The 19,708-nt window shown below is 70.1% G+C and carries 22 protein-coding genes; 18 read left to right on the top strand and 4 right to left on the bottom strand.

Annotated elements, in window-relative coordinates:
* Positions 1 to 7 precede the first annotated feature (7 nt).
* On the top strand, positions 8 to 1,276 hold the full coding sequence (locus ACP7AI_RS06030; protein WP_426165149.1) for an aminotransferase class V-fold PLP-dependent enzyme: 1,269 nt from the start codon (positions 8 to 10) through the stop codon (positions 1,274 to 1,276).
* Between the two features lie 195 nt (positions 1,277 to 1,471).
* Here the strand turns inward: ACP7AI_RS06030 and katG are convergent, their stop codons facing one another.
* Positions 1,472 to 3,694, bottom strand: a complete 2,223-nt coding sequence (gene katG / locus ACP7AI_RS06025) for a catalase/peroxidase HPI (RefSeq protein ID WP_426165147.1) — start codon at positions 3,692 to 3,694, stop codon at positions 1,472 to 1,474.
* Positions 3,695 to 3,898: 204 nt separating this feature from the next.
* On the opposite strand from katG, the gene rpiB reads away from it, so the two are divergent.
* From rpiB to ACP7AI_RS05990, 7 genes are read left to right on the top strand one after another with little or no spacing between them, the layout of a single operon-like run.
* Positions 3,899 to 4,357, top strand: coding sequence for a ribose 5-phosphate isomerase B (rpiB, locus tag ACP7AI_RS06020; RefSeq protein ID WP_426165145.1), 459 nt, complete (start codon positions 3,899 to 3,901; stop codon positions 4,355 to 4,357).
* A complete protein-coding gene (gene glyA / locus ACP7AI_RS06015; RefSeq protein ID WP_426165143.1) occupies positions 4,354 to 5,667 on the top strand; it encodes a serine hydroxymethyltransferase in 1,314 nt (437 codons plus the stop codon). The genes rpiB and glyA overlap by 4 nt, the downstream gene beginning before the upstream one ends.
* Before the next feature lie 21 nt (positions 5,668 to 5,688).
* On the top strand, positions 5,689 to 6,108 hold the full coding sequence (locus ACP7AI_RS06010; RefSeq protein WP_426165141.1) for a hypothetical protein: 420 nt from the start codon (positions 5,689 to 5,691) through the stop codon (positions 6,106 to 6,108).
* Entirely contained in the window at positions 6,108 to 6,590 is a 483-nt protein-coding gene (gene nrdR / locus ACP7AI_RS06005; RefSeq protein ID WP_426165139.1) for a transcriptional regulator NrdR, read from the top strand. The genes ACP7AI_RS06010 and nrdR overlap by 1 nt, the downstream gene beginning before the upstream one ends.
* The gene (locus tag ACP7AI_RS06000) at positions 6,583 to 7,350 is read left to right on the top strand and encodes an RNA methyltransferase (RefSeq protein ID WP_426165137.1); all 768 of its coding nucleotides are present in this window, start codon (positions 6,583 to 6,585) and stop codon (positions 7,348 to 7,350) included. Before nrdR ends, ACP7AI_RS06000 begins: the two co-directional genes overlap by 8 nt.
* Before the next feature lie 56 nt (positions 7,351 to 7,406).
* Positions 7,407 to 7,835, top strand: coding sequence for a phage tail protein (locus ACP7AI_RS05995; RefSeq protein WP_426165135.1), 429 nt, complete (start codon positions 7,407 to 7,409; stop codon positions 7,833 to 7,835).
* Positions 7,832 to 8,260: a phage tail protein gene (locus tag ACP7AI_RS05990; RefSeq protein WP_426165133.1), complete on the top strand. Its 429-nt coding sequence runs from the start codon at positions 7,832 to 7,834 to the stop codon at positions 8,258 to 8,260. Before ACP7AI_RS05995 ends, ACP7AI_RS05990 begins: the two co-directional genes overlap by 4 nt.
* A gap of 9 nt (positions 8,261 to 8,269) precedes the next feature.
* Here the strand turns inward: ACP7AI_RS05990 and ACP7AI_RS05985 are convergent, their stop codons facing one another.
* The gene (locus ACP7AI_RS05985) at positions 8,270 to 8,947 is read right to left on the bottom strand and encodes a spermidine synthase (protein ID WP_426165131.1); all 678 of its coding nucleotides are present in this window, start codon (positions 8,945 to 8,947) and stop codon (positions 8,270 to 8,272) included.
* A gap of 90 nt (positions 8,948 to 9,037) precedes the next feature.
* On the opposite strand from ACP7AI_RS05985, the gene ACP7AI_RS05980 reads away from it, so the two are divergent.
* Positions 9,038 to 9,328: an alkylphosphonate utilization protein gene (locus ACP7AI_RS05980; protein WP_426165129.1), complete on the top strand. Its 291-nt coding sequence runs from the start codon at positions 9,038 to 9,040 to the stop codon at positions 9,326 to 9,328.
* 18 nt (positions 9,329 to 9,346) lie between these two features.
* Here ACP7AI_RS05980 and ACP7AI_RS05975 read toward each other — a convergent pair whose 3' ends face one another.
* Positions 9,347 to 10,051, bottom strand: coding sequence for a response regulator transcription factor (locus ACP7AI_RS05975; protein WP_426165127.1), 705 nt, complete (start codon positions 10,049 to 10,051; stop codon positions 9,347 to 9,349).
* Between the two features lie 161 nt (positions 10,052 to 10,212).
* Entirely contained in the window at positions 10,213 to 10,506 is a 294-nt protein-coding gene (locus tag ACP7AI_RS05970) for a DUF1153 domain-containing protein (protein WP_426165125.1), read from the bottom strand.
* 153 nt (positions 10,507 to 10,659) lie between these two features.
* Here ACP7AI_RS05970 and mnmA point away from each other — a divergent pair, with 153 nt between their 5' ends.
* The 9 genes from mnmA to ACP7AI_RS05925 all read left to right on the top strand — a co-directional run bounded on the left by mnmA (position 10,660) and on the right by ACP7AI_RS05925 (position 19,698).
* Positions 10,660 to 11,754 carry a tRNA 2-thiouridine(34) synthase MnmA gene (gene mnmA, locus ACP7AI_RS05965; protein ID WP_426166566.1) on the top strand — a complete coding sequence of 365 codons (1,095 nt, stop codon included), beginning with the start codon at positions 10,660 to 10,662 and terminating at the stop codon, positions 11,752 to 11,754.
* A gap of 210 nt (positions 11,755 to 11,964) precedes the next feature.
* Complete coding sequence (locus ACP7AI_RS05960) at positions 11,965 to 13,164, top strand: sigma-54 interaction domain-containing protein (RefSeq protein WP_426165123.1); 1,200 nt, start codon at positions 11,965 to 11,967, stop codon at positions 13,162 to 13,164.
* A gap of 2 nt (positions 13,165 to 13,166) precedes the next feature.
* Complete coding sequence (gene fliE / locus ACP7AI_RS05955; protein ID WP_426165121.1) at positions 13,167 to 13,499, top strand: flagellar hook-basal body complex protein FliE; 333 nt, start codon at positions 13,167 to 13,169, stop codon at positions 13,497 to 13,499.
* Positions 13,500 to 13,515: 16 nt separating this feature from the next.
* Positions 13,516 to 15,057 (top strand): flagellar basal-body MS-ring/collar protein FliF, encoded by a 1,542-nt coding sequence (fliF, locus tag ACP7AI_RS05950; protein ID WP_426165119.1) that lies wholly within the window; start codon positions 13,516 to 13,518, stop codon positions 15,055 to 15,057.
* Complete coding sequence (locus tag ACP7AI_RS05945; RefSeq protein ID WP_426165117.1) at positions 15,054 to 16,046, top strand: flagellar motor switch protein FliG; 993 nt, start codon at positions 15,054 to 15,056, stop codon at positions 16,044 to 16,046. Before fliF ends, ACP7AI_RS05945 begins: the two co-directional genes overlap by 4 nt.
* The gene (locus tag ACP7AI_RS05940) at positions 16,039 to 16,563 is read left to right on the top strand and encodes a FliH/SctL family protein (RefSeq protein ID WP_426165115.1); all 525 of its coding nucleotides are present in this window, start codon (positions 16,039 to 16,041) and stop codon (positions 16,561 to 16,563) included. The genes ACP7AI_RS05945 and ACP7AI_RS05940 overlap by 8 nt, the downstream gene beginning before the upstream one ends.
* On the top strand, positions 16,560 to 17,876 hold the full coding sequence (locus ACP7AI_RS05935) for a FliI/YscN family ATPase (RefSeq protein WP_426165113.1): 1,317 nt from the start codon (positions 16,560 to 16,562) through the stop codon (positions 17,874 to 17,876). The genes ACP7AI_RS05940 and ACP7AI_RS05935 overlap by 4 nt, the downstream gene beginning before the upstream one ends.
* Positions 17,873 to 18,232, top strand: a complete 360-nt coding sequence (locus ACP7AI_RS05930; RefSeq protein ID WP_426165111.1) for a hypothetical protein — start codon at positions 17,873 to 17,875, stop codon at positions 18,230 to 18,232. The genes ACP7AI_RS05935 and ACP7AI_RS05930 overlap by 4 nt, the downstream gene beginning before the upstream one ends.
* The gene (locus ACP7AI_RS05925) at positions 18,232 to 19,698 is read left to right on the top strand and encodes a hypothetical protein (protein WP_426165109.1); all 1,467 of its coding nucleotides are present in this window, start codon (positions 18,232 to 18,234) and stop codon (positions 19,696 to 19,698) included. Before ACP7AI_RS05930 ends, ACP7AI_RS05925 begins: the two co-directional genes overlap by 1 nt.
* Positions 19,699 to 19,708: the final 10 nt, after the last annotated feature.

Raw genomic sequence — 19,708 nt, 5'->3', positions numbered from 1 at the left:
GGGCTGGATGAGCATCACGCGGCGGGTGGCGCTGGCCGGCATGGCGGGAGCGGCGTTGCCGGGCCAGGCAGTCTCGGGCGCCGCCCTGCCGCTGGCCGCGACCGACGAGGCCGGCTGGGCGGCGCTGGCGGCGCAATATCCGGTCACGCGGCGGGTCATCCAGCTCGAAAACGGCTATTGGGGCAGCATGGCGACGCCGGTGCTCGAGGCGCATCGCGAGATCGTCGCCCGGCTGAACCGCGACAACAGCTGGTATGCGCGCCGCGCGATGGTGAGGGACCAGGCGGTGGTGCGGGAGCGTGCCGCAGCCGCGATGGGCGTGCTGCCCGAAGAGATCGGCCTGTGCCGCAATGCCGCCGAGGGGCTGACGGCGCTGATCAGCCAGTTCCGCGATGTCGGCCCGGGGGATCGCATCCTTTATTCCGACACCGATTATGAATCGACCCAAGGGTCTATGATCTCGCTGGCGCGCGCCCGCGGGGCGGAGGCGGTGAAGATCAGCCTGCCCGAGCCGCCGACCGCCGACAGCGCCGTCGCCGCCTATGCCGAGGCGATCGCGCGGACGCCACGGCTGAAACTCGTCCTGCTGACGCACATGAGCCACCGCCACGGCCTGGTGCTGCCGGTGGCGCGCATCGTGCCGCTGGTGAAGGCGGCGGGGGCGGAGGCGATCGTCGACTGCGCGCAGAGTTTCTACCAGATGCGCTTCAGTATCCCCGATTTCGGTGCCGATTTCGTCGGCATGAATTTCCACAAATGGGTGGGGGCGCCGCTGGGCGCGGCGGCGATCTGGATCAGAAAGGGCCGCACCGATGCGATCGCACCGTCGCCGGCGGCGCCCGAGGCTCGGCCGGATTCGGCCGATGACCGCGCCTACCAGGGTACGGTCGATTATTCGGCGCAGCTGACCATTCCGGCGGCGCTGGATTTCCAGGCCGGCATCGATCCCGTGGCGAAGCTGGCGCGGCTGCAATGGCTGCGGGATCGTTGGGTCGGGCCGCTGCGGGGGCTCGACGGCCTGCAGATCCTGTTGCCCGACGATCCGGCGCTGCATGGCGCGTCGACGTCGTTTCGGATTCGTGGGCGGACGAGTGTCGCCGACAACATCGCCATCACCGATGCCTTGCTGGAACGGTTCAACATCATGACGGTGCATCGCGCCGGGCTGGCGGGCGGTGCCTGCATCCGGGTGACGCCATCGCTGTTCACGACGCCGGCGGAGGTCGATGCCCTGGTGCCGGCGTTGCGGGCGCTGGTGGGGGAGATGGCACGGTGATTGGGGAGCACGAGGTCCCGCTTCTTACCTGTCACCTCGGCGAAGGCCGGAGCCCATGAACCACGCTTTTGGCGACCGGCGGGTCGAGCGTGCTGGCGTGACCAGGATTATGGTTCATGGGCCCCGGCCTACGCCGGGGTGACATATGCGAAGCAACCGGCGGCACCCGCGTGGCACCGCCGGTCCCGCCGCGCTTCAGCTCTTGAAGCGGTCGAGCGTCATCACCTTGTTCCAGGCGCCGACAAAGTCGCGGACGAAGGCTTCGCGGCCGTCCTCGGCGGCATAGACTTCGGCGACGGCGCGCAGCTCGGACTGGGAGCCGAACATCAGGTCGACCGGGGTCGCCGTCCACTTCAGCTTGTCGGACGTGCGGTCGCGGCCTTCGTAGATGCCCTCTGCGGCGGGCGCCTTGACCCATTTCGTCGACATGTCGAGCAGGTTGACGAAATAGTCGTTGCTCAGCGTGCCGGGCCGGGCGGTGAAGACGCCGTGCGCGGCCTGGCCGGCATTGGCGTCGAGCACCCTGAGGCCGCCGACCAGCACCGTCATCTCGGGGATGGTCAGGTTGAGCAGCGCCGCCTTGTCGACCATCGCCTCCGCCGGGGTCAGCCGGTTGCCCGCCTTGTAGTAGTTGCGGAAGCCATCGGCTTGCGGTTCCAGCGCGGCGAACGAGACGACATCGGTCTGCGCCTGGGTCGCATCGCTGCGGCCGGGCTCGAACGGCACCGTCACCGCCTGGCCGGCCGCCTTGGCCGCCTGTTCGACGGCGGCGCCGCCGGCCAGCACGATCAAGTCGGCGAGCGAGATGGTGCGGCCGCCCGGCGCGCTGCGGTTCCAGTCGCCCTGGATGGTTTCCAGCTTCGCCAGCACCCGCGCCAGCTCGGCGGGGTCGTTGGCGGCCCAATCCTTTTCCGGGGCGAGGCGAATGCGGGCGCCGTTGATACCGCCGCGCATGTCGGTGCCGCGGAAGGTGGCGGCGGCCGCCCAGGCGGTGCGCACCAGCTCCGGCCCGGTGAGGCCCGAGGCGAGGACGCGCGACTTCAGCGTGGCGACATCGGCCGCGGTGACCAGCGGGTGATCGACCGCCGGCACCGGATCCTGCCAGATCAGCGTTTCCTTCGGCACTTCGGCGCCGAGATAACGGCCGCGCGGCCCGAGATCGCGATGGGTCAGCTTGAACCAGGCCTTGGCAAAGGCCAGCTCGAACTCGGCCGGCTTTTTCAGGAAGCGCTGGGTGATCTTGCGGTACGACGGGTCGAACTTCAGCGCCAGATCGGTGGTGAACATGATCGGCTGGTGGGTCCTGGTCGGATCATGGGCGTCCGGCACGGTGCCGGCGCCGCCGTTCTTCGCCGGAACCCATTGCGTCGCGCCGGCCGGACTCTTCGTCTGCACCCAGTCGAAGGCATAGAGATTCTCCAGATACTGGATGGAGAAGAAGGTCGGGGTCGACGTCCAGGCGCCTTCGAGGCCGCTGGTGATGGCATCGACGCCGACGCCGGTGCCGCACTTGCTGGTCCATCCCATGCCCTGCGCCTCGACGGCGCCGGCAGCGGGTTCGACGCCCACGCAATCGGCCGGCGGCTTCGCGCCATGCGCCTTGCCGAAGCTGTGCCCGCCGGCGATCAGCGCGACGGTTTCCTCGTCGTTCATCGCCATGCGACCGAAGGTTTCACGGATGTCGCGGGCCGAGGCGAGCGGATCGGGCTTGCCGTCGGGGCCTTCGGGGTTGACATAGATCAGGCCCATCTGGACCGCGGCGAGCGGATTCTTCAGCTGGCGATCGCCGCTGTAGCGCTCATCGGCGAGGAACTTCTTTTCCGGGCCCCAATAGACGAGGTCGGCCTGCCAGTCGTCGGTGCGGCCGCCGCCATAGCCGAAGGTCTTGAAGCCCATCGATTCGAGGCTGACATTGCCGGCGAGGACCATCAGGTCGGCCCAGCTGATCTTGCGGCCGTACTTCTGCTTGACCGGCCAAAGGAGCCGGCGCGCCTTGTCGAGATTGGCGTTGTCGGGCCAGCTGTTCAGCGGCTCGAAACGCTGCTGGCCGCCGCCGGCGCCGCCGCGGCCATCGGCGATGCGATAGGTGCCGGCACTGTGCCAGGCCATGCGGATGAAGAACGGTGCGTAGCTGCCGTAGTCGGCCGGCCACCAGGCCTGCGACGTCGTCAGCACCGCAGCGATGTCCTTCTTGACGGCGGCGAGATCGAGCGTGCGGAATTCCGACGCATAGTCAAAGCCCGGGCCGAACGGATTGTTTTCGGGGCTGTTCTGCCGCAGCGGCGACAGGTCGATGGCGCTGGGCCACCAGAACTGGTTGCTGACGGTCTTCTCAGTGTCGGCGGCCTGCGCGGCGACCGGCAGCGGCGTCAGGCCGAACATGCAGGTGGCGACAAGCAACAGGGTTTTCGTGGTCATTGATGGTTCCCCAGGAGCGGGAGCGATATCCCGTGCCGGTCTGATGGCGTAACGACCCATGCGGGCCAAACCTATTTTTCCGTTCGTGCTGACCGGATTTTTGCATCAGTCGTTTCGGAATGGCAGCGACGCCGGCGCAATCACCAATTGCCCGAATCCGGCTTAGCCTCTAGATATGGGGTTCCCAACCGCCGCAGCATCAAGATGACCGTGACCGCCGCAATCGCACTCGCTTCCGACCATGCCGGCTTTGCGCTGAAAGAGGCGCTGGTCGCGGACCTGCGCGCCGCCGGCCGGGACGTGATCGACCTGGGGCCCGACAGCGAGGCGTCGGTCGATTACCCGGAGTATGGCGCGAGACTGGGCGATGCGATCGCCGCCGGGCGGGCGGGCTTTGGCATCGCCATCTGCGGATCGGGCATCGGCATTTCGATCGCCGCCAACCGCAACCCGGCAGTGCGCTGCGCGCTGGTTACGTCCGGCCTGATGGCGCGGCTGGCGCGGCAGCACAACGACGCCAATTGCATCGCGCTCGGCAGTCGGATCATCGGCATCGAGGTAGCGCGCGACTGCGTGCACGAATTTCTGAACACCGAATTCGCCGGCGGGCGGCACGCGGGTCGTGTCGCCAAGCTGGGGCAGTTGAAGGATATCGCCGCATGAGCACCGATCCCGCGCACGTTACCGAAACCCTGCCGAACGGGTTTTTCGAAACGCATCTGGCGACCGCCGATGCTGCCGTTGCCGCCGCGGTGGCTTCGGAGCTCGACCGCCAGCAGAACCAGATCGAGCTGATCGCGTCCGAGAACATCGTGTCGCGCGCGGTGCTGGAGGCGCAGGGCTCGGTGTTCACCAACAAATATGCCGAGGGTTATCCGGGCAAGCGCTATTACCAGGGTTGTGCGCCATCGGACGCTGTCGAGACGCTGGCCATCGAGCGGGCCAAGCAGCTGTTCGGCTGCGCCTGGGCCAATGTGCAGCCGCATTCGGGCGCGCAGGCCAATGGCGCGGTGATGCTGGCGCTGGTCAAGCCGGGCGAGACGATCCTGGGCATGAGCCTCGATGCCGGCGGCCACCTGACCCATGGCGCCGCGCCGTCGATGAGCGGCAAGTGGTTCAATGCGGTGCAATACGGCGTGCGCCGCGAGGATCATCTGATCGATTATGACGAGGTCGAGCGGCTGGCGCAGGAGCACAAGCCGCGGCTGATCATCGCCGGGGGCTCGGCCTATCCGCGGATCATCGATTTCGCGCGGTTCCGGGCGATCGCCGACAGCGTCGGGGCGCTGCTGCACGTCGACATGGCGCATTTCGCCGGGCTGGTCGCCGCCGGCATCCACCCGTCGCCGCTGCCGCATGCCCATGTCGTGACGACGACGACCCACAAGACCCTGCGCGGCCCGCGCGGCGGCATGATCCTGTCGAACGACGAGGCGCTGGGCAAGAAGTTCAACAGTGCGGTGTTCCCGGGCATGCAGGGCGGCCCGCTGATGCATGTCATCGCCGCCAAGGCCGTTGCCTTCGGGGAGGCGTTGCAGCCCGATTTCAAGGACTATGCCGTTCGCATCGTCGCCAATGCCCAGACGCTGGCGGCCCGGCTGAAGGATCGCGGCTGCGCGGTCGTCGCCGGCGGCACCGATACCCATGTCGCGCTGATCGACCTGACGCCCAAGGGGCTGACCGGCAAGGACGCCGACGAGGCGCTGGAGCGCGCCGGCATCACCTGCAACAAGAACGGCGTGCCGTTCGATCCGCTGCCGCCGACGAAGACCAGCGGCATCCGGGTCGGTTCGCCGGCCGGCACGACGCGCGGTTTCGGCCAGAGCGAATTTGCCGCCATCGGCGACATGATCGCCGACGTGCTCGATGGCCTGGCCGCGAACGGCGAGCACGGCAACGCCGAGGTCGAAAAGGCGGTCAATGTGCGGGTGCGGGCGCTGTGCGCGCGCTTCCCCATCTATCCGAACGGCTGAGCTGCAACAGGGAGGGATGCGATGAGCGACACCAACGGGACGGGCGGCAAGCCCGACGACCTCGCCGCCAAGGCGGAAAAGCTGGCGGCCGAGGCGCTCGATGCCGGCAAGAAGTTCATCGAGACCGACACCGGCAAGCGCGTCGCCGAGGCCACCGACACGGCGTTCGAAAAGGCCGAGGAGCTGGGCCGCAAGGCCATGGACAGCGAGCTTGGCAAGAAGGCGCTGGGCAGCGACATCGGCCGGCAGGCGGTCGAATTCGTCAAGGATGCCGAAGTGCGTACCAAGGAAGCCATTCCCAACCAGATGGGCCGCAACATGGCGGTCGGCGCCGCCGCGGGGGCGGTGATCGCGCTGCCGCTGCCGATCGTCGGGCCGATCTTTGGCGCCATCGTCGGCGCCGGCCTCGGTTATTTGCGCACGATCACCAAGAAGTCCTGATGCGCTGCCCGTTCTGCGGCAACGACGACAGCCAGGTCAAAGACAGCCGCCCTACCGAGGATGCCTCGGCGATCCGCCGCCGCCGGCAGTGCCCGGCGTGCGGCGGCCGCTTCACGACGTTCGAGCGCATCCAGCTGCGCGAGCTGACCATCGTCAAGAAATCGGGCAAGCGCGAGGTCTTCGATCGCGACAAGCTGGCGCGGTCGATCGAGATCGCCTGCCGCAAGCGCCCGATCGCGCCCGAACGCATCGAGCGCATGGTCAATGGCGTGGTGCGGCGGCTCGAATCGACCGGAGATGGCGAGATCGAGGTCGGCAAGGTCGGCGAGATGGTGATGGAGGGCCTGCAGGCGCTCGATCCGGTGGCGTATATCCGCTTTGCCAGCGTGTACCGCGATTTCCGCGAGGCGCGCGATTTCGAGACGTTTGTCGGAGGCCTGTCGGATCAGGTCGCGGCGACGCGAATGGCGACTGATGACTGACCTGAATTCCTCCCCCTCAGAGGGGAGGAGGGCGACCGCTCCCGCCGTCATTCTAGTCCGCCCGCAGCTGGGCGTGAACATCGGCGCCTGTGCGCGCGCCATGCTCAATTTCGGACTGACCGATCTGCGGCTGGTGGCGCCGCGCGACGGTTGGCCCAATGCCGATGCCGGGCCGGCGGCGAGCGGCGCCGATGTCGTGCTCGATGGTGCGCGGGTGTTCGACAGCGTTGCCGATGCCTGTGCCGGGCTGTCGCTGGTATTCGCGACGACGATTCGCAATCGCGAGTTGGTCCGCCGCGTCGTCACCCCCGCCCAAGCCGCCGCCGACTGCCACGCGCTGGCGGCGCCGGCGGGCATCATGTTCGGCCCCGAGCGCACCGGGCTGGAGACCGAGGACCTCGCCGTGGCCCATGCGATCCTGACCATCCCGGTCAATCCCGATTTCGGCTCGCTCAACCTCGCCCAGGCGGTGCTGGTCATCGCTTATGAATGGTTCCGCCAGGGCTCCGGTGCCGCCGCGACGACGCTGGTCAACCATGACGGGCCGGCGCCGCACGAGGAGCTGGAAGGGCTGATCGCGGCGATCGATGCCCAGCTCGGTGCCAACGGCTATTACAACCCGGTGCCCGGCCGCGCCGCGGCGGCGCGCCTGCTGATGCGCAACCTGTTCACCCGGCCCGAATATTCGGCCGGCGAGGTCCGCACCCTGCGCGGCATCGTCCGCGGCCTGTCGTTCAAGCGGCATCCTGGCGGCGACTGATTGCGCAGCCGGGCCGCCGGGATTATCATCGGCGCCGCAACGATGGGGCAGAGCCGATGCCGATCAATGGACCCTGGGGCGCCTTCAACTTCGTCGTCGAGATCGACGGCATCGACGAGGCCGGCTTTGCCGAAGTCTCCGGGCTGAGCTTCGAGACCGAGCTGATCCGCTATCGCAACGGCAACGACAAGGCGAACAGCGTCCGCAGCCTGCCGGGGCTGCACAAGGTCGGCGACGTGACGCTGAAGCGGGGCCTGGTCGCCTCCACCAGCTTTTACCAATGGCTGCGCGGTATCGCCGACGGCCAGGACGATGTCCGCAACGTCGTCATCGTGCTGCACGACGAGACGCACCAGCCGGTGAAGCGCTTCAAGCTGACGCGGGCGCGCATCATCAAGCATGTGTCGGGGCCGTTGAACGCGGCTGCCAATCAGGTCGCAATGGAGGAAATCGTCCTGGCGCACGAGCGGCTCGAGATCGAATGACCAGCGAGGGGCCGTTCGGCACCGGCAACTTCAGCGTCGAGATCGCAGCCGGCGAGGCGGGTGACCCGGCAATCGGCGGCGGCTTTGCCAGTGTCGGCTTTCCCGACTTCGGTGTCGAAGGCATCGCCCAGCCGCTGGTGCTGCGCCGCGCGGTGACGGGCCGGCGCGACCTTTATGCCTGGTGGGACAAGGCGCGCGCCGGCGGCAAGGCGGCGCGCGACGTGAAGGTGCTGCTGCTCGGCGCCACGCGGGAGCCGGTGATGGTGTGGACCTTCAAGGCAGCGCGGCCGGTGATGCTGTCGCACACGCCGCTCGATGCCAATGCGCCAGCGCTGATGCTGGAGACGCTGGCACTGGCCTATGAGCGGATGGACCTGGACTATCCGGCGGACCCGCAGCCAAAGCCGGGGCGGGTCATTCGCTGACAGTGGCCGCTATTTCCACTCCGGCACCGCCAGCCAGATGACTTGGCGCGCGCCACCGCGATCGCCGTTGGCCCGCACGACCTTTTCCTCGACGGCGAAGTTCGACCGTTTGAGCCGATTGGTGAATGGCCCATCGGGCGCCGACGACCAGACCGCCAGCACGCCGCCGGCGCGCAGGGCCTGGCGGATGGCGATCAGGCCCGGGCGGCGATACAGCCAGTCGTTGCCCGCGCGGCTGAGCCCTTCGGGGCCATTGTCGACATCGAGCAGGATGCCGTCCCAGCGCTTCTGCTGGGCCTCGATCAGCTCGCCGACGTCCGCAACGATGACGGTGACGCGCGGATCGTCGAGGCTGCCGGCGAACAGCTCCGCCATCGGCCCGCGCGCCCATTCGACGACTTCGGGCACCAGCTCGGCGACGACGATCTCCGCATCGGCCGGCATCACCGCCAGCGCGGCGCGCAGAGTGAAGCCCATGCCGAGCCCGCCGATCAGCAGCTTGGGCCAGGCGCCCTTGGGCATCTTGTCCCAGGCCAGCGTGGCCAGCGCCTGTTCGGAACCGCTCAGCCGGCTGTTCATCAGCTCGCTGGCGCCGAGCATGATCGAGAAAGCACCGTCCCGTTCGTAGAGTTTGAGGTGGCCACCGCCGGGTACATCGGCCTCGCCAAGCAGTATCCGGGGTTTCATCGGCTATCCTTTGGCGCTTCCTTAGCGGCAAGGGGCGACAGCGTCACCTGCCGCGCCTATGGGCGCGCGAGATGCTGGCGGGGGCGGACGATGAGCGACAATGATTATGTCTATAACGAAGCCACTGGCGAATGGCTGCCGGCGTCCGACGTGCCGGTGGCGACGGCCGTCGAAGTGCGCGATTCGGTTGGCAACATCCTAGTCGACGGCGACAGCGTCACGCTGATCAAGGATCTGAAGGTCAAGGGCGCCGGCCAGATACTGCGGCGCGGCACGGTCATCAAGTCGATCCGGCTGACCGGCGACGACCAGGAAATCGACTGCCGGTTCGACGGCATCAAGGGCCTTGTGCTGCGCGCCGAATTCGTCCGCAAGCGGTAACGGCGCGCAGCGAAAGGTCTAGGCGACGGCGGCGGCCCGTTCGACCTGGGGATCGCGCAGCGAATAGCCGCGGCCCCACACCGTTTCGATGCAGCCCGACGGCGGGGCGCCGGCCTGGTGCAGCTTCTTGCGCAGCTTGCAGATGAAGACGTCGATGATCTTCAGCTCGGGCTCGTCGCGACCGCCGTAGAGGTGGGTCAGGAACATTTCCTTGGTCAGCGTCATGCCCTTCCTGAGCGAGAGCATCTCGAGGATCGCATATTCCTTGCCGGTGAGCCCGACGCGGCGGCCGCCGACTTCGACAGTACGGGCGGCGAGATCGATCGCGACCGGGCCGGTGACGATCAGCGACTGGGCGTGGCCCTGGCTGCGCCGGACGAGGGCGTGGAGCCGGGCCATCAGCTCGGCGCGATCGAACGGCTTGGTGACGTAATCATCGGCGCCGGCGCCAAAGCCGGTCACCTTGCTGCCGGTTTCACTGTCGCCCGACAGGATCAGCACCGGGGTCGCGATGCGCAGCATGCGGAGTCGCTTCAGCACCTCGTGACCGTGCAGGTCGGGCAGCGTCAGATCCAGCATGATCACGTCGAATTCATAGGTTCGCGCATATTCCAGCGCCACTTCGCCGGTGCCGGCAGTCTCGTGTTCGAACCCGGCCTCGTCGAGCATCAGCTCGACCGACCGCGCCATCGCCCTGTCATCCTCGATCAACAAAACACGCATGATACTCGCCTCCGGGGAGGGAAGTCGGGTAACGGCGCCACACCGTTCCTCGCTGTCCTCCTGGCCATAGAGACTTCTTTCATGCCCATGTTCAAGACCGATGCGACGTATACCATCCGTTGATAGGCGAATGGAGACGCCAGTCGCGGTGATTATGGTACTCATCGGCCGTCGCGCGCGGCAAACACCGGCCGATATATCTGTACGCGGGTCACCCTGAGACCGGGAACGCCGGCGCAGGCGACAGCGCGTTCCCAGAGGCGCAGCTCGGCTTCCGAGATGCGATAGCGTGCGCAGGCATCGGCCCTGCTGAGCACGCCCGAGGCGATGGCATCGAGAACCGCCGCCTTGCGCCGCGCCACCCAGCGCTTGGTATCGACCGGCGGCAGGCTATCAATCGCAGGTGCCGCCATTGGCGCCATGCCGCCGCCGCTATCAGTGTCCTGTACGTCCATTGCATGCCCCTTGCCGCCTGCCTGTCCCACCAGCGTTCACGGCGGCGGGCGCGCGTCGATAAGCGGTAACGATGGTTAACAGCACCGCCGTGCGACGACGGGAGGGGGTTGACGCCGCCAACGAACAGGGGAAAGCGCGGGCCGGTGACGACGATGCTCGCCCCCGATGACGTGACCGGCCTGCTGGCGCCACTGGCCGGCCGCCGCGTGGCCGTGGCCATGTCGGGCGGTGTCGATTCCTCGGTGGTCGCGGCGCTGGCGGCGGAGGCCGGCTGCGATGTCGTCGGGGTCACGCTGCAGCTGTACGATGCCGGCGCTGCCGCGGCGCGGCCGGGGGCGTGCTGTGCCGGTGCCGACATCCGCGATGCCCGTGCGGTCGCGGAACGCATCGGCATCCCGCATTATGTCGTCGACATGGAGGAACGGTTTCGCGCCGCCGTCATCGATGCCTTTGCCGACAGCTATGCCCGTGGCCAGACGCCGGTGCCGTGCGTCGAATGCAACAAGACGGTGAAGTTCACCGACCTGCTCGAACTGGCGCAGGGGCTGGGGGCAGAGGCGCTGCTGACCGGTCATTATGTGCGGCGGATCGTCGGCAACGATGGGCCGGAGCTGCATCGCGGCCTCGATCCGGCCAAGGACCAGAGCTATTTCCTGTGGACGACGACCAGGGCGCAGCTCGATTACCTGCGCTTTCCGCTGGGCGGGCTGTCGAAGGCAGTGGTGCGGCAGGAGGCCGAGCGCTTTGGCCTGAGCGTTGCCGCCAAGCCCGACAGCCAGGATATCTGCTTCGTCGGCGGCAAGGACTATGCCGGCATCGTCGAGAAACTGCGGCCCGAGCTGGCGACGCCGGGCGATATCGTCGACAGCGCCGGCCAGGTGCTCGGCCGGCATGGCGGCATCCACCGTTTCACCGTCGGCCAGCGCCGCGGGCTGGATCTCGGAGGCCGTGCCGAGCCGCTGTATGTCACCGGCATCGATGCAGCGTCGAACCGGGTCTTTGCCGGGCCGCGCGCCGCGCTGGCGGTCAGCGCCGCGCGGCTGGAGGAGGTGAACCTGCTCGGCGACCTCGATGGACCGGTCGACGTCAAGGTGCGATCGCTGGCGGCGCTGGCGCCGGCGGTGTGGGACGGCGAGTGGCTGCGCTTCGACGAACCGCTGCTGGGCGTGGCGCCCGGGCAGGCGGCGGTGGCGTATCGCGGCAGCCGCGTGCTGGGCGGGGCGACGATCGCGGCGACGCTGCGGTAGGCCCACACGGGGAAAACCGGTAAACCCGGCAACGCCTTGCCGGCATAAGGCAGGCTATTGCCGCTACTTGCGTCAATTCCCTGACACCGCGCGTCAGGAAATTGACGGTTTGGCGTGTCGGAAAACTGACACGCCTTGGCAGCAGCCCGCTTCTCCCCCTGCGCGCCACCCGTAACGGCCAATTGGCACGGCCCTTGCTAGGCAGGGGTAATGGAAAGCCTGCCCACCACCCCTGCTCCTGCCCGCGGCCTCGACTGGCTGCCGAGCCTCGACGCCATCGAGATCGGCAGTTGCCGCATCGTCCTCGACGGCAGCCGGCCGGCCGGGCGCCATATCGCCCTCCAGCCCGCCACCCGTTCGCGCGCCGTCGTCCATGCCGATCGGCTCGAACTCCGCATTGCCCCTGCCGACCATGATTTCGCCCTGGCGCTTGTCGCTGCCTTTGCCGCGCCCGCCGATGCCCCGGCCGCCGCGGCGCCGCAGTCCCGCCAACTGCTGGCGCTCGCCGGCCGCGTTGCCGCCCATGACGTCTCCGTCCTCATCGAAGGTGCCACCGGCACCGGCAAGGAAGGGCTCGCCCGTCTTGTCCACACCCTGTCCCCCCGCCGCGACTGTCCCCTGGTCGCGGTCAACTGCGCCGCGCTCCCCGAAACCATGTTGGAAGCAACATTGTTCGGTCACGAGCGCGGCGCCTTTACCGGTGCCACCGGGCAGGGCCGCGGGCTGTTCCGCGCCGCCCAGGGCGGATCGCTGCTGCTCGACGAAGTTTCGGAACTGCCGCTGCCGCTGCAATCGAAGCTGCTGCGCGCCATCCAGGAGCGTGAGGTGCTGCCGATCGGCGCCACGAAACCCGAGGCGATCGACGTGCGCATCATCGCCGCCGCCAATCGCGATCTTGCCGCCGAAGTCGCCGCCGGGCGGTTCCGTGCCGACCTCTACTATCGCCTCGCTGTGTTCCCGCTGCGCACCGTGCCGCTATGCGAGCGTCCCGCCGATATCACCGCCATCGCGGCGCGCTGGCTGTTGAAGGCCGGCGAAGGCGCCGTCTGCTGGCCGACGCCGGCGGCGCTGGCCCGGCTTGCCGCGCACGACTGGCCCGGCAATGTCCGGGAACTCGGCAACGTCCTCGATCGCGCCCTGGTGCTGACCGAAGGCGCCACCATCGACGTTTCGCATCTGGTTTTCGACCGGCTGGCCCCCCCTGCCAGCGTCGAAATGGACGAGTCCGCCGCCCCCCTCGGCGGACTCGTCCGAACGCATGAAGACCGCGTCATCCGCGGCGTGCTGGCCGAAACCGCCAGCCGGCGCGCTGCTGCCGAACGGCTCGGCATCAGCGAGCGTACCTTGCGCTACAAGCTTGCGGCGATGTCGGCGCGGCGTCCGTCCGGTGCCGCCGCCACGGTGCAATAACGATGCTGCCGCCGGTCAACACGGGCTCGGTGCTTGCGCTGCGCGCGCAGATCCTGGCGCAGAGCAACGCCATCTCGCAGGTCGCGGCGACCGCCGCGCCTGCCGTCGCTGCGCCGCCGCAGTTCGCTACCGCCATGCAGGACGCGCTGAAATCGGTCAGCGCCATCCAGGGCAAGGCGAGTGCCGCCACCGATGCCTATGAGCGCGGCGACAGCCAGGATCTCGCCGGCGTGATGATCGCCCGGCAAAAGGCCTCGATCGCCTTCGAAGCGACGCTGCAGGTGCGCAACCGCCTGCTCGGCGCCTACAAGGACGTGATGAGCATGCCGCTTTGACGTGGCTTGCTGACCGATGACCGAGACGGGCCTGGCCGTCATCGAGGCGTCGCCGCTCGCCTGGCAGGATCGCGCCCGCGCGATCGCCGCCAGTCCCGCCGTGGTTCGCGCCCGGCCGGCGATCTTCGCCGCGCTCGCGCTGGTCGTCGTGATGCTGCTGTGGCTGGCGCTGCGCGCGCCCGACTGGCGGCCGCTGTACGGCGAGATGTCCGATGGCGACAAATCGGCGGTGATGACCGCGCTGGCCGCGGGCAATTATGCCGCGCGCATCAACCCCGACAGCGGCAGCGTCGAGGTCGGCGCCGGCGATGTCGCGGCGGCGCGTATCCTGCTGGCGGGCCAGGGACTGCCGAAATCGGCCAAGGCGCTCGATCCCGTGGGGGACATGCCGCTGGGGCTGAGCCGCGCCGTTGAGGCGGCGCGGTTGAAGAATGCCGCATCCGTCGAGCTGGCGGCGTCGATCGAGGCCATCGACGGCGTTCGTCATGCCACCGTCCATATCGCGACGCCCGAGCCATCGGTGTTCGTGCGCGACAAGGCGCCGGCGAGCGCGTCGGTGTTCGTGACCCTGGCGCCGGGCCGCGTTCTGGGCGAGGCGCAGGTGCGCGCCATCGTCTGGCTGGTATCGTCGTCGATATCGGGGCTGGCGGCCGACAAGGTCAGCGTCGTCGATCAGTCGGGCGCGCTGCTGTCGGCGGGCACGAGCGTCGGCGAGGCGGCGCAGCTCGGTTATCAGGTCAAGGTCGAAGGGATGGTGCGCGAGCGGCTGTGGAAGCTGCTGACACCGCTGATCGGTACCGGGCGCTTTACCGCCGAAGTCGCTGCCGATGTCGACTATAGCGAAAACCAGGCCTCGTCGGAGCGCTATGCCCCCGGCGGCGTGCTGCGCAGCGAGGCCGCGACCCGGGCGATCGACACGTCGCCGCTGCCGGCGCGCGGGATTCCGGGCGCGCTGTCGAACACCGCGCCGGCGGCGGCGCAGCTGACCGCCACGCCGCCGGCCGCAGCGCCGGTGCCGGCACCGGCCCCGCAGGTGACCAATGAAAGCACCAACCGCGCCTGGGAGATCGGCCGCGACGTGACCGTGACGCGCGGGCTGGCGCCGCGCCTGCGCCGGCTGTCGGTCGCGGTCGTCATCGACAAGGCGGCGCTGGCCAAGGCGACGCCGGCGGACATCGCCGGGCTGGTGCGCATCGTCCGGGGCACCGTCGGCTACGACCAGGCCCGCGGCGACATCGTCGAGGTGCAGCTGCGCGGCTTTGCCGTGCCGACGCCCGAGCCGCTGCAGCCCTGGTATGAAAAGCCGGCCGTGAAGGATTATGCGCCGCTGGCGGCACTGGCGCTGCCTCTGCTGGTCGGCGGGGTGATCGCGGCGCTGCGGTTCCGCAGGCGCGCCGTGCCGGCCCTGGCCGATCCGATCGACGGTGGCGAACTGATGCCGGTCGGCGAAGCGGTGCCTGGCATCGATTACAGCGAAAAGCTGGGCACGACGCGCGGGCTGGTGACCGCTGACGCCGATCGCGCGACGGCGGTGGCGCGGCAGATGCTGGCGGCATGACCGCGCCCCTCACCGGCGCGCAGAAATGCGCCATTCTCGTGCTGCTCCTCGAGGAGGTGCAGGCCGCCGAGCTGCTGCGCCGCATGGATGCGGCCGAGGTCCAGGCGGTCGGGGAGGCGATGCTGACCGTCGCCGAGATCGAGCCGACGCTGATCGACGGCGTGCTCGATGAGTTCATCAGCCGTACCCGCGGGGTATCGGCGCTCGACAGCCAGGGTCGGCAGGTGCGCGCCGTGCTGTCGCGGGCGCTGGGCACGCCGCGCGCCGAGCGGGTGATCGAGCAACTGGGGCCGCCCGCCGCGCCGCGCCGCTTCGCCGGGCTCGACTGGCTCGATACGGCGACGATCGCGACGCTGTTGTCGGACGAGCATCCCCAGGCCGCGGCCCTGGTGCTGGCGCATCTGGCGGACGTGCGTGCCGCCGCGGTGCTCGATGCGCTGCCGCTGGCGATGCGCGGCGATGTCGTGACCCGGCTGGCGACGATGAAGCCGGTCGCCCCGGCCGTCATTGCCGATCTGGAGGCCGACCTGGAGGCCAAGCTGGCGGCGCAGGAGAGCGCTGCCAACGAGGCGCTGCTTGCCGGCACAGAATTCACCGCGCGGCTGGTCAAGCTGTCGACCGACAAGGCCGGGCTCCTTGAAGCGCTGGCCGGCGTCGATGCCGATCTCGCTGCCGAGGTTGCGGCGCAGCAGTTCGTGTTTGCCGACTTGCTCGGCCTCGGCATGAAGGACGTGCAGCTGGTGCTGCGCGAGGTCGATCCGGCGACGCTGGCCGTGGCGCTGAAGGGTGCCGACGCGGCGCTGCAGGGCCTCGTCTTCTCGGCCATGTCGAAGCGGGCGGCGTCGCAGTTGCAGGACGACCTGGCCGAACGCGGCCCCATGAAGCGCGCCGAGGTCGATGCCGCGCAGGCGGAGATCTGTGCGCTGGTGCGGCGGCTGGGCGAAAGCGGCGCGGTGATGATGCCGGGAGCGGCAGGTGCCTATGTCTGAGGGGCTTGCGGGGCTGCTGTCGGCGCTGCAGCCGCGGGTCGAGGTGCCGGTCGTGGTGCCCGACCTGGACGCGGTGCGGGCCGTGGCGTTCGACGCCGGCTTTGCCGCCGGCGCAGCCGAGGCCGACGCCGCGCTGGCACCGCTGCGCGACCAGCTCGCGGCGGCGGCAGCGGCCTATGAAGCGGCCTGTTTGATCGAGGCCGATACGCTGCGGCCGGTCCTTGCCGCGCTGGTGCGGCGGATGGCGGAAACGGTGCTGATGACCGAGCTGAAGGCCGGCGCGGCAGTGCTGCTGCCGCTGGTCGAGGCGGCGTTGGCCGCGGTGCGGCCGGGCGCAGCGGCGACGCTCAACGCCCATCCCGACACGCTGGCGGCGCTGCGGCCGCATCTGCCGGACATCGCCACCGCCGCCGATCCGGCGCTGCCGCCGGGCAGCGTCTGTGTGACGGGTACCGAATTCTGTATTGCGGTCGACATCGGCCAGCGGCTCGACGACGTGCTGGCGGGGCTGGCATGACGGTGACCGCCGCCCTGACCGGCTTGGCAGCCGGTGCCGTGGTGCCGCCTCTGCCTGTGCGCCGTGGCGGGCGGGTCGTGGGCTTCGACGGCACCACCGTCGAAGCGATCGGCATCGAGGCGCTGGTCGGCGGCCGGGCGCTGGTCGGCACGGGCCGCCAGGCAGCGGAGATCATCGGCTTTCGCGATGGCCGCGCCGTGCTGATGGGCCTGTCGCCGCTGGCCGGCATCGTGCCCGGCGCGCCGGTGCTGACCGATGGCATCGACAATGATGTCGCCACGGGTCCGGCGCTGCTCGGGCGGATCATCGACGGGCTGGGCCGGCCGCTCGACGGGCTGGGGCCGATTGCAAGTGCCGAGCGGCGCCCGGCGCAGGGGCGGGTGCTGGCGCCCGGCGATCGCGCCCGGGTGACGGCGGCGCTCGATACCGGGGTGCGGACGATCGACGGGCTGCTGACGCTGGGGCGCGGACAGCGCGTCGGCATCATGGCCGGCACCGGCGTCGGCAAATCGGTGCTGCTCGGCCAGGTGGCGCGCTGGGCGGCGGCCGATGTCGTCGTCATGGCGCTGATCGGCGAGCGCGGCCGCGAGATCACCGATTTCATCGAGCTTGAACTCGCCGGCGCGGCGCGGGCGCGGACCGTGACCATCGCGGTGCCGGCCGGCGATGCGCCGCTGCTGCGCGTGCGCGGGGCGGAACGGGCCTTTGCCATCGCCGAGGGCTTTCGCGACGCCGGGCGGCACGTCCTCCTGATCCTCGACAGCCTCAGCCGGGTCGTCCACGGCGCCCGCGAGGTCGCGCTGGCGCGCGGCGAGCACGCCGGCGGGCGCGGCTATCCGCCGTCGGCGATGGCGCTCATCGCCGCGCTCGCCGAACGCGCCGGCGGTGATCGCCGCAGCGGCGGGGCGACCACGGCGATCGTGACGGTGCTGCAGGAGGGCGACGACGCCGGCGACCCGGTCGCCGATGCGGCGCGCGGCGTGCTCGACGGACATATCCTGCTCAGCCGCAAGCTGGCGGGGCGCGGGCAGTTCCCGGCGATCGACATCGCCACCTCGGCGAGCCGGGTTATGGCGGATGTGTGCAGCGACGACCATCTGGCGGCGGCGGCGCGGTTCCGGCGGCTGTCGGCGCTGATCGAGGACAATCGCGACCTGGTGCTGATGGGCGCCTATGCGCCCGGCGCCGATCCCGAGCTCGATGCCGCGCTGGCGCTGGCGCCGCAGCTCGAGGCCTGGCGCGCCCAGCCGCGCGGCGAGCGTGTCGATGCTGTGGCGGCGCGAGCGGCGCTCAACGCCCTGGTGATGCCATGACGGATCGGGATGCGGCGCGCGTGCTCGACAGGTTGATCCGTGTGCGGCGGGTGCGGGCGCGGCTGGTACTGGCGGCGCTGGGGCGCACCCAGGCGCGGGCGCTGGCGGAAGCGGCACTGCAGGCGCGGGTGACGAATCTGTTGGCGCATGGCGGTGCCGCGCCGGGGCCGGTGGCGGCGGCCGCCGCCGCGTCACGGGCGATGACCGACGCGATGCTGGGCCGGCTGGCGGACGATGTGGCGCGCCGGCTGGCGGCGACCACCGCGGAACGTCGCGCCGGTGTCGAGGCGCTGGGCCGGGCCCGCGCCGCGGTCGATGCGGCGGTGGCACGGCGGGCTGAACGGGAGCAGGAATGATGATGATCGCTGAAATTTCGCCGCCGGTGGCGGTCCCCGGGCCCGCGGTCGGCGCCGGCAACGCCGTCGGTCCGGGCTTTGCCGCGGCATTGTCTGCCGCCTTGCCGGTTGCGCGCGCCGATGCTGCGACGATGCCGGCGGTGGTGCCGACGATGCCGGCCGATACGACCGTGCCGCCGGTATCGCCGGATCCGGGCGTGGACACGCCAGCGGCGGAGGGTGCTGACCCTGAGGCTGCACCGCTCATGCCTCCCGCGGTACGCAAGATGCCCGAGCGCCCGCTGATCCCGAGGGTGGCCGGTGCGACGGCAATCGCGCCGCCGGCCGAGGCGTCGATGGTGCGCGAGCCCGAGCCGTTGCGGTCGGAGCAGGTGCTCGGGCGCCGGTCCGCGGTGGCGAGGCGAGCCGTGCCCGCCGTGCAGTTGCTGCCGGAACCGTCGCCATCCGCGTACAGTTTGCCCAGTCCGCCGATCGTCGTCCCCCTGATGGCGACGGCGGGCCCCCACAACAGCCTGACGCCGACGTCGCTGCCGATCCCGCCGGTTGCCGCGGCGTTGCCGATCACGCCGGTTGCCGCGGCGTTGCCGCCCACGGTCGGCCCGACTGTCGGCATCCCCGTGTCACTGTCGTCGTTCGAGCTTGACCTGCCGCCGACGATCGGCCCGACGGTCGGTATTCCAGCGCCACTGCCGTCCCTTGAATGGCCGTTGCCGCCGACGATCGGGCCGACTGTCGGCACCTCCGCCCACCTGCCGGCAACGCCTGTTTCGCAAGGCCCGGTAATCGTTGCGATGGCGCCGCCGGTGGCGCCGGCACCCCGGACACAGGCGCCGATCGCGTCGCGGGGCACCGATGTCCCTGCCGAGGCGCCGACCGGGGCAGCGGCGGCAGCCGGGGCGGTCCCGGCGGCCGTCCCGGCTTTCCCGACCGCCAGCGGCGGCCGGCCGGCGGTCCGCGACGGCGCGGCAAGGGACCGCGCCGATCCGCTGGGGCACGCGGCAGCATCGCCGCGGCTGCCCGATGCATCGCAGCTTTCCGTGGTGCCGCTGCCGGGCTTTGTGCCGCCACCTGCCGCTGCGCCGCCACCACCCGGGAATGCCGCGCCGCCCGGTGCGCCGGCAGATGCCGCGCGCGCGGCCGACGCTGGGGCGCTTACCGTCACCACGCCGGCGCTCGGCGATGTCCGCATCGCGCTCGATGGCGGGCCGCAGGATCTACGCGTCTCGCTGGCGCTCGGTGCCGGTGGCGCCATGCTCGTCAACGCCGATGCGGCGCGGCTCGGCACCGATCTGGCCGCGCAGGGGCTGCGGCTGCAGTCGCTCGACGTCGGTGGCGGCGGGGGCGGCGGTGGTGCAGCCGACAGCAATCCGGGCAGTGGCGGCGGCGAGACACGCCGACCGGTGCCGCCGCGCCTGTTCGTCGCCCAGCCGTCCGACCGCTTCGCCACCCCGGACCGCTACGCCTGAAGGTAACCGA

The sequence above is a fragment of the Sandarakinorhabdus sp. DWP1-3-1 genome, assembly GCF_049896705.1.
In the GTDB taxonomy this organism is placed as follows: domain Bacteria; phylum Pseudomonadota; class Alphaproteobacteria; order Sphingomonadales; family Sphingomonadaceae; genus Sandarakinorhabdus.
The sequence above is the reverse complement of the archived record's forward strand: the minus strand, read 5'-3'. Positions and strand labels throughout refer to the sequence as shown.

Coding starts and splice junctions, on each gene's coding strand:
- ACP7AI_RS05990 (WP_426165133.1), top strand. CDS start 7,832: ATGACCAGCGAGGGGCCGTTCGGCACCGGCAACTTCAGCGTCGAGATC.
- ACP7AI_RS05945 (WP_426165117.1), top strand. CDS start 15,054: ATGACCGCGCCCCTCACCGGCGCGCAGAAATGCGCCATTCTCGTGCTG.
- ACP7AI_RS05975 (WP_426165127.1), bottom strand. CDS start 10,051: ATGCGTGTTTTGTTGATCGAGGATGACAGGGCGATGGCGCGGTCGGTC.
- nrdR (WP_426165139.1), top strand. CDS start 6,108: ATGCGCTGCCCGTTCTGCGGCAACGACGACAGCCAGGTCAAAGACAGC.
- ACP7AI_RS06000 (WP_426165137.1), top strand. CDS start 6,583: ATGACTGACCTGAATTCCTCCCCCTCAGAGGGGAGGAGGGCGACCGCT.
- glyA (WP_426165143.1), top strand. CDS start 4,354: ATGAGCACCGATCCCGCGCACGTTACCGAAACCCTGCCGAACGGGTTT.
- ACP7AI_RS06010 (WP_426165141.1), top strand. CDS start 5,689: ATGAGCGACACCAACGGGACGGGCGGCAAGCCCGACGACCTCGCCGCC.
- fliF (WP_426165119.1), top strand. CDS start 13,516: ATGACCGAGACGGGCCTGGCCGTCATCGAGGCGTCGCCGCTCGCCTGG.
- ACP7AI_RS05925 (WP_426165109.1), top strand. CDS start 18,232: ATGATGATCGCTGAAATTTCGCCGCCGGTGGCGGTCCCCGGGCCCGCG.
- ACP7AI_RS05980 (WP_426165129.1), top strand. CDS start 9,038: ATGAGCGACAATGATTATGTCTATAACGAAGCCACTGGCGAATGGCTG.
- mnmA (WP_426166566.1), top strand. CDS start 10,660: ATGCTCGCCCCCGATGACGTGACCGGCCTGCTGGCGCCACTGGCCGGC.
- fliE (WP_426165121.1), top strand. CDS start 13,167: ATGCTGCCGCCGGTCAACACGGGCTCGGTGCTTGCGCTGCGCGCGCAG.
- ACP7AI_RS05940 (WP_426165115.1), top strand. CDS start 16,039: ATGTCTGAGGGGCTTGCGGGGCTGCTGTCGGCGCTGCAGCCGCGGGTC.
- ACP7AI_RS05935 (WP_426165113.1), top strand. CDS start 16,560: ATGACGGTGACCGCCGCCCTGACCGGCTTGGCAGCCGGTGCCGTGGTG.
- rpiB (WP_426165145.1), top strand. CDS start 3,899: ATGACCGTGACCGCCGCAATCGCACTCGCTTCCGACCATGCCGGCTTT.
- ACP7AI_RS06030 (WP_426165149.1), top strand. CDS start 8: ATGAGCATCACGCGGCGGGTGGCGCTGGCCGGCATGGCGGGAGCGGCG.
- ACP7AI_RS05985 (WP_426165131.1), bottom strand. CDS start 8,947: ATGAAACCCCGGATACTGCTTGGCGAGGCCGATGTACCCGGCGGTGGC.
- ACP7AI_RS05970 (WP_426165125.1), bottom strand. CDS start 10,506: ATGGACGTACAGGACACTGATAGCGGCGGCGGCATGGCGCCAATGGCG.
- ACP7AI_RS05960 (WP_426165123.1), top strand. CDS start 11,965: ATGGAAAGCCTGCCCACCACCCCTGCTCCTGCCCGCGGCCTCGACTGG.
- katG (WP_426165147.1), bottom strand. CDS start 3,694: ATGACCACGAAAACCCTGTTGCTTGTCGCCACCTGCATGTTCGGCCTG.
- ACP7AI_RS05930 (WP_426165111.1), top strand. CDS start 17,873: ATGACGGATCGGGATGCGGCGCGCGTGCTCGACAGGTTGATCCGTGTG.
- ACP7AI_RS05995 (WP_426165135.1), top strand. CDS start 7,407: ATGCCGATCAATGGACCCTGGGGCGCCTTCAACTTCGTCGTCGAGATC.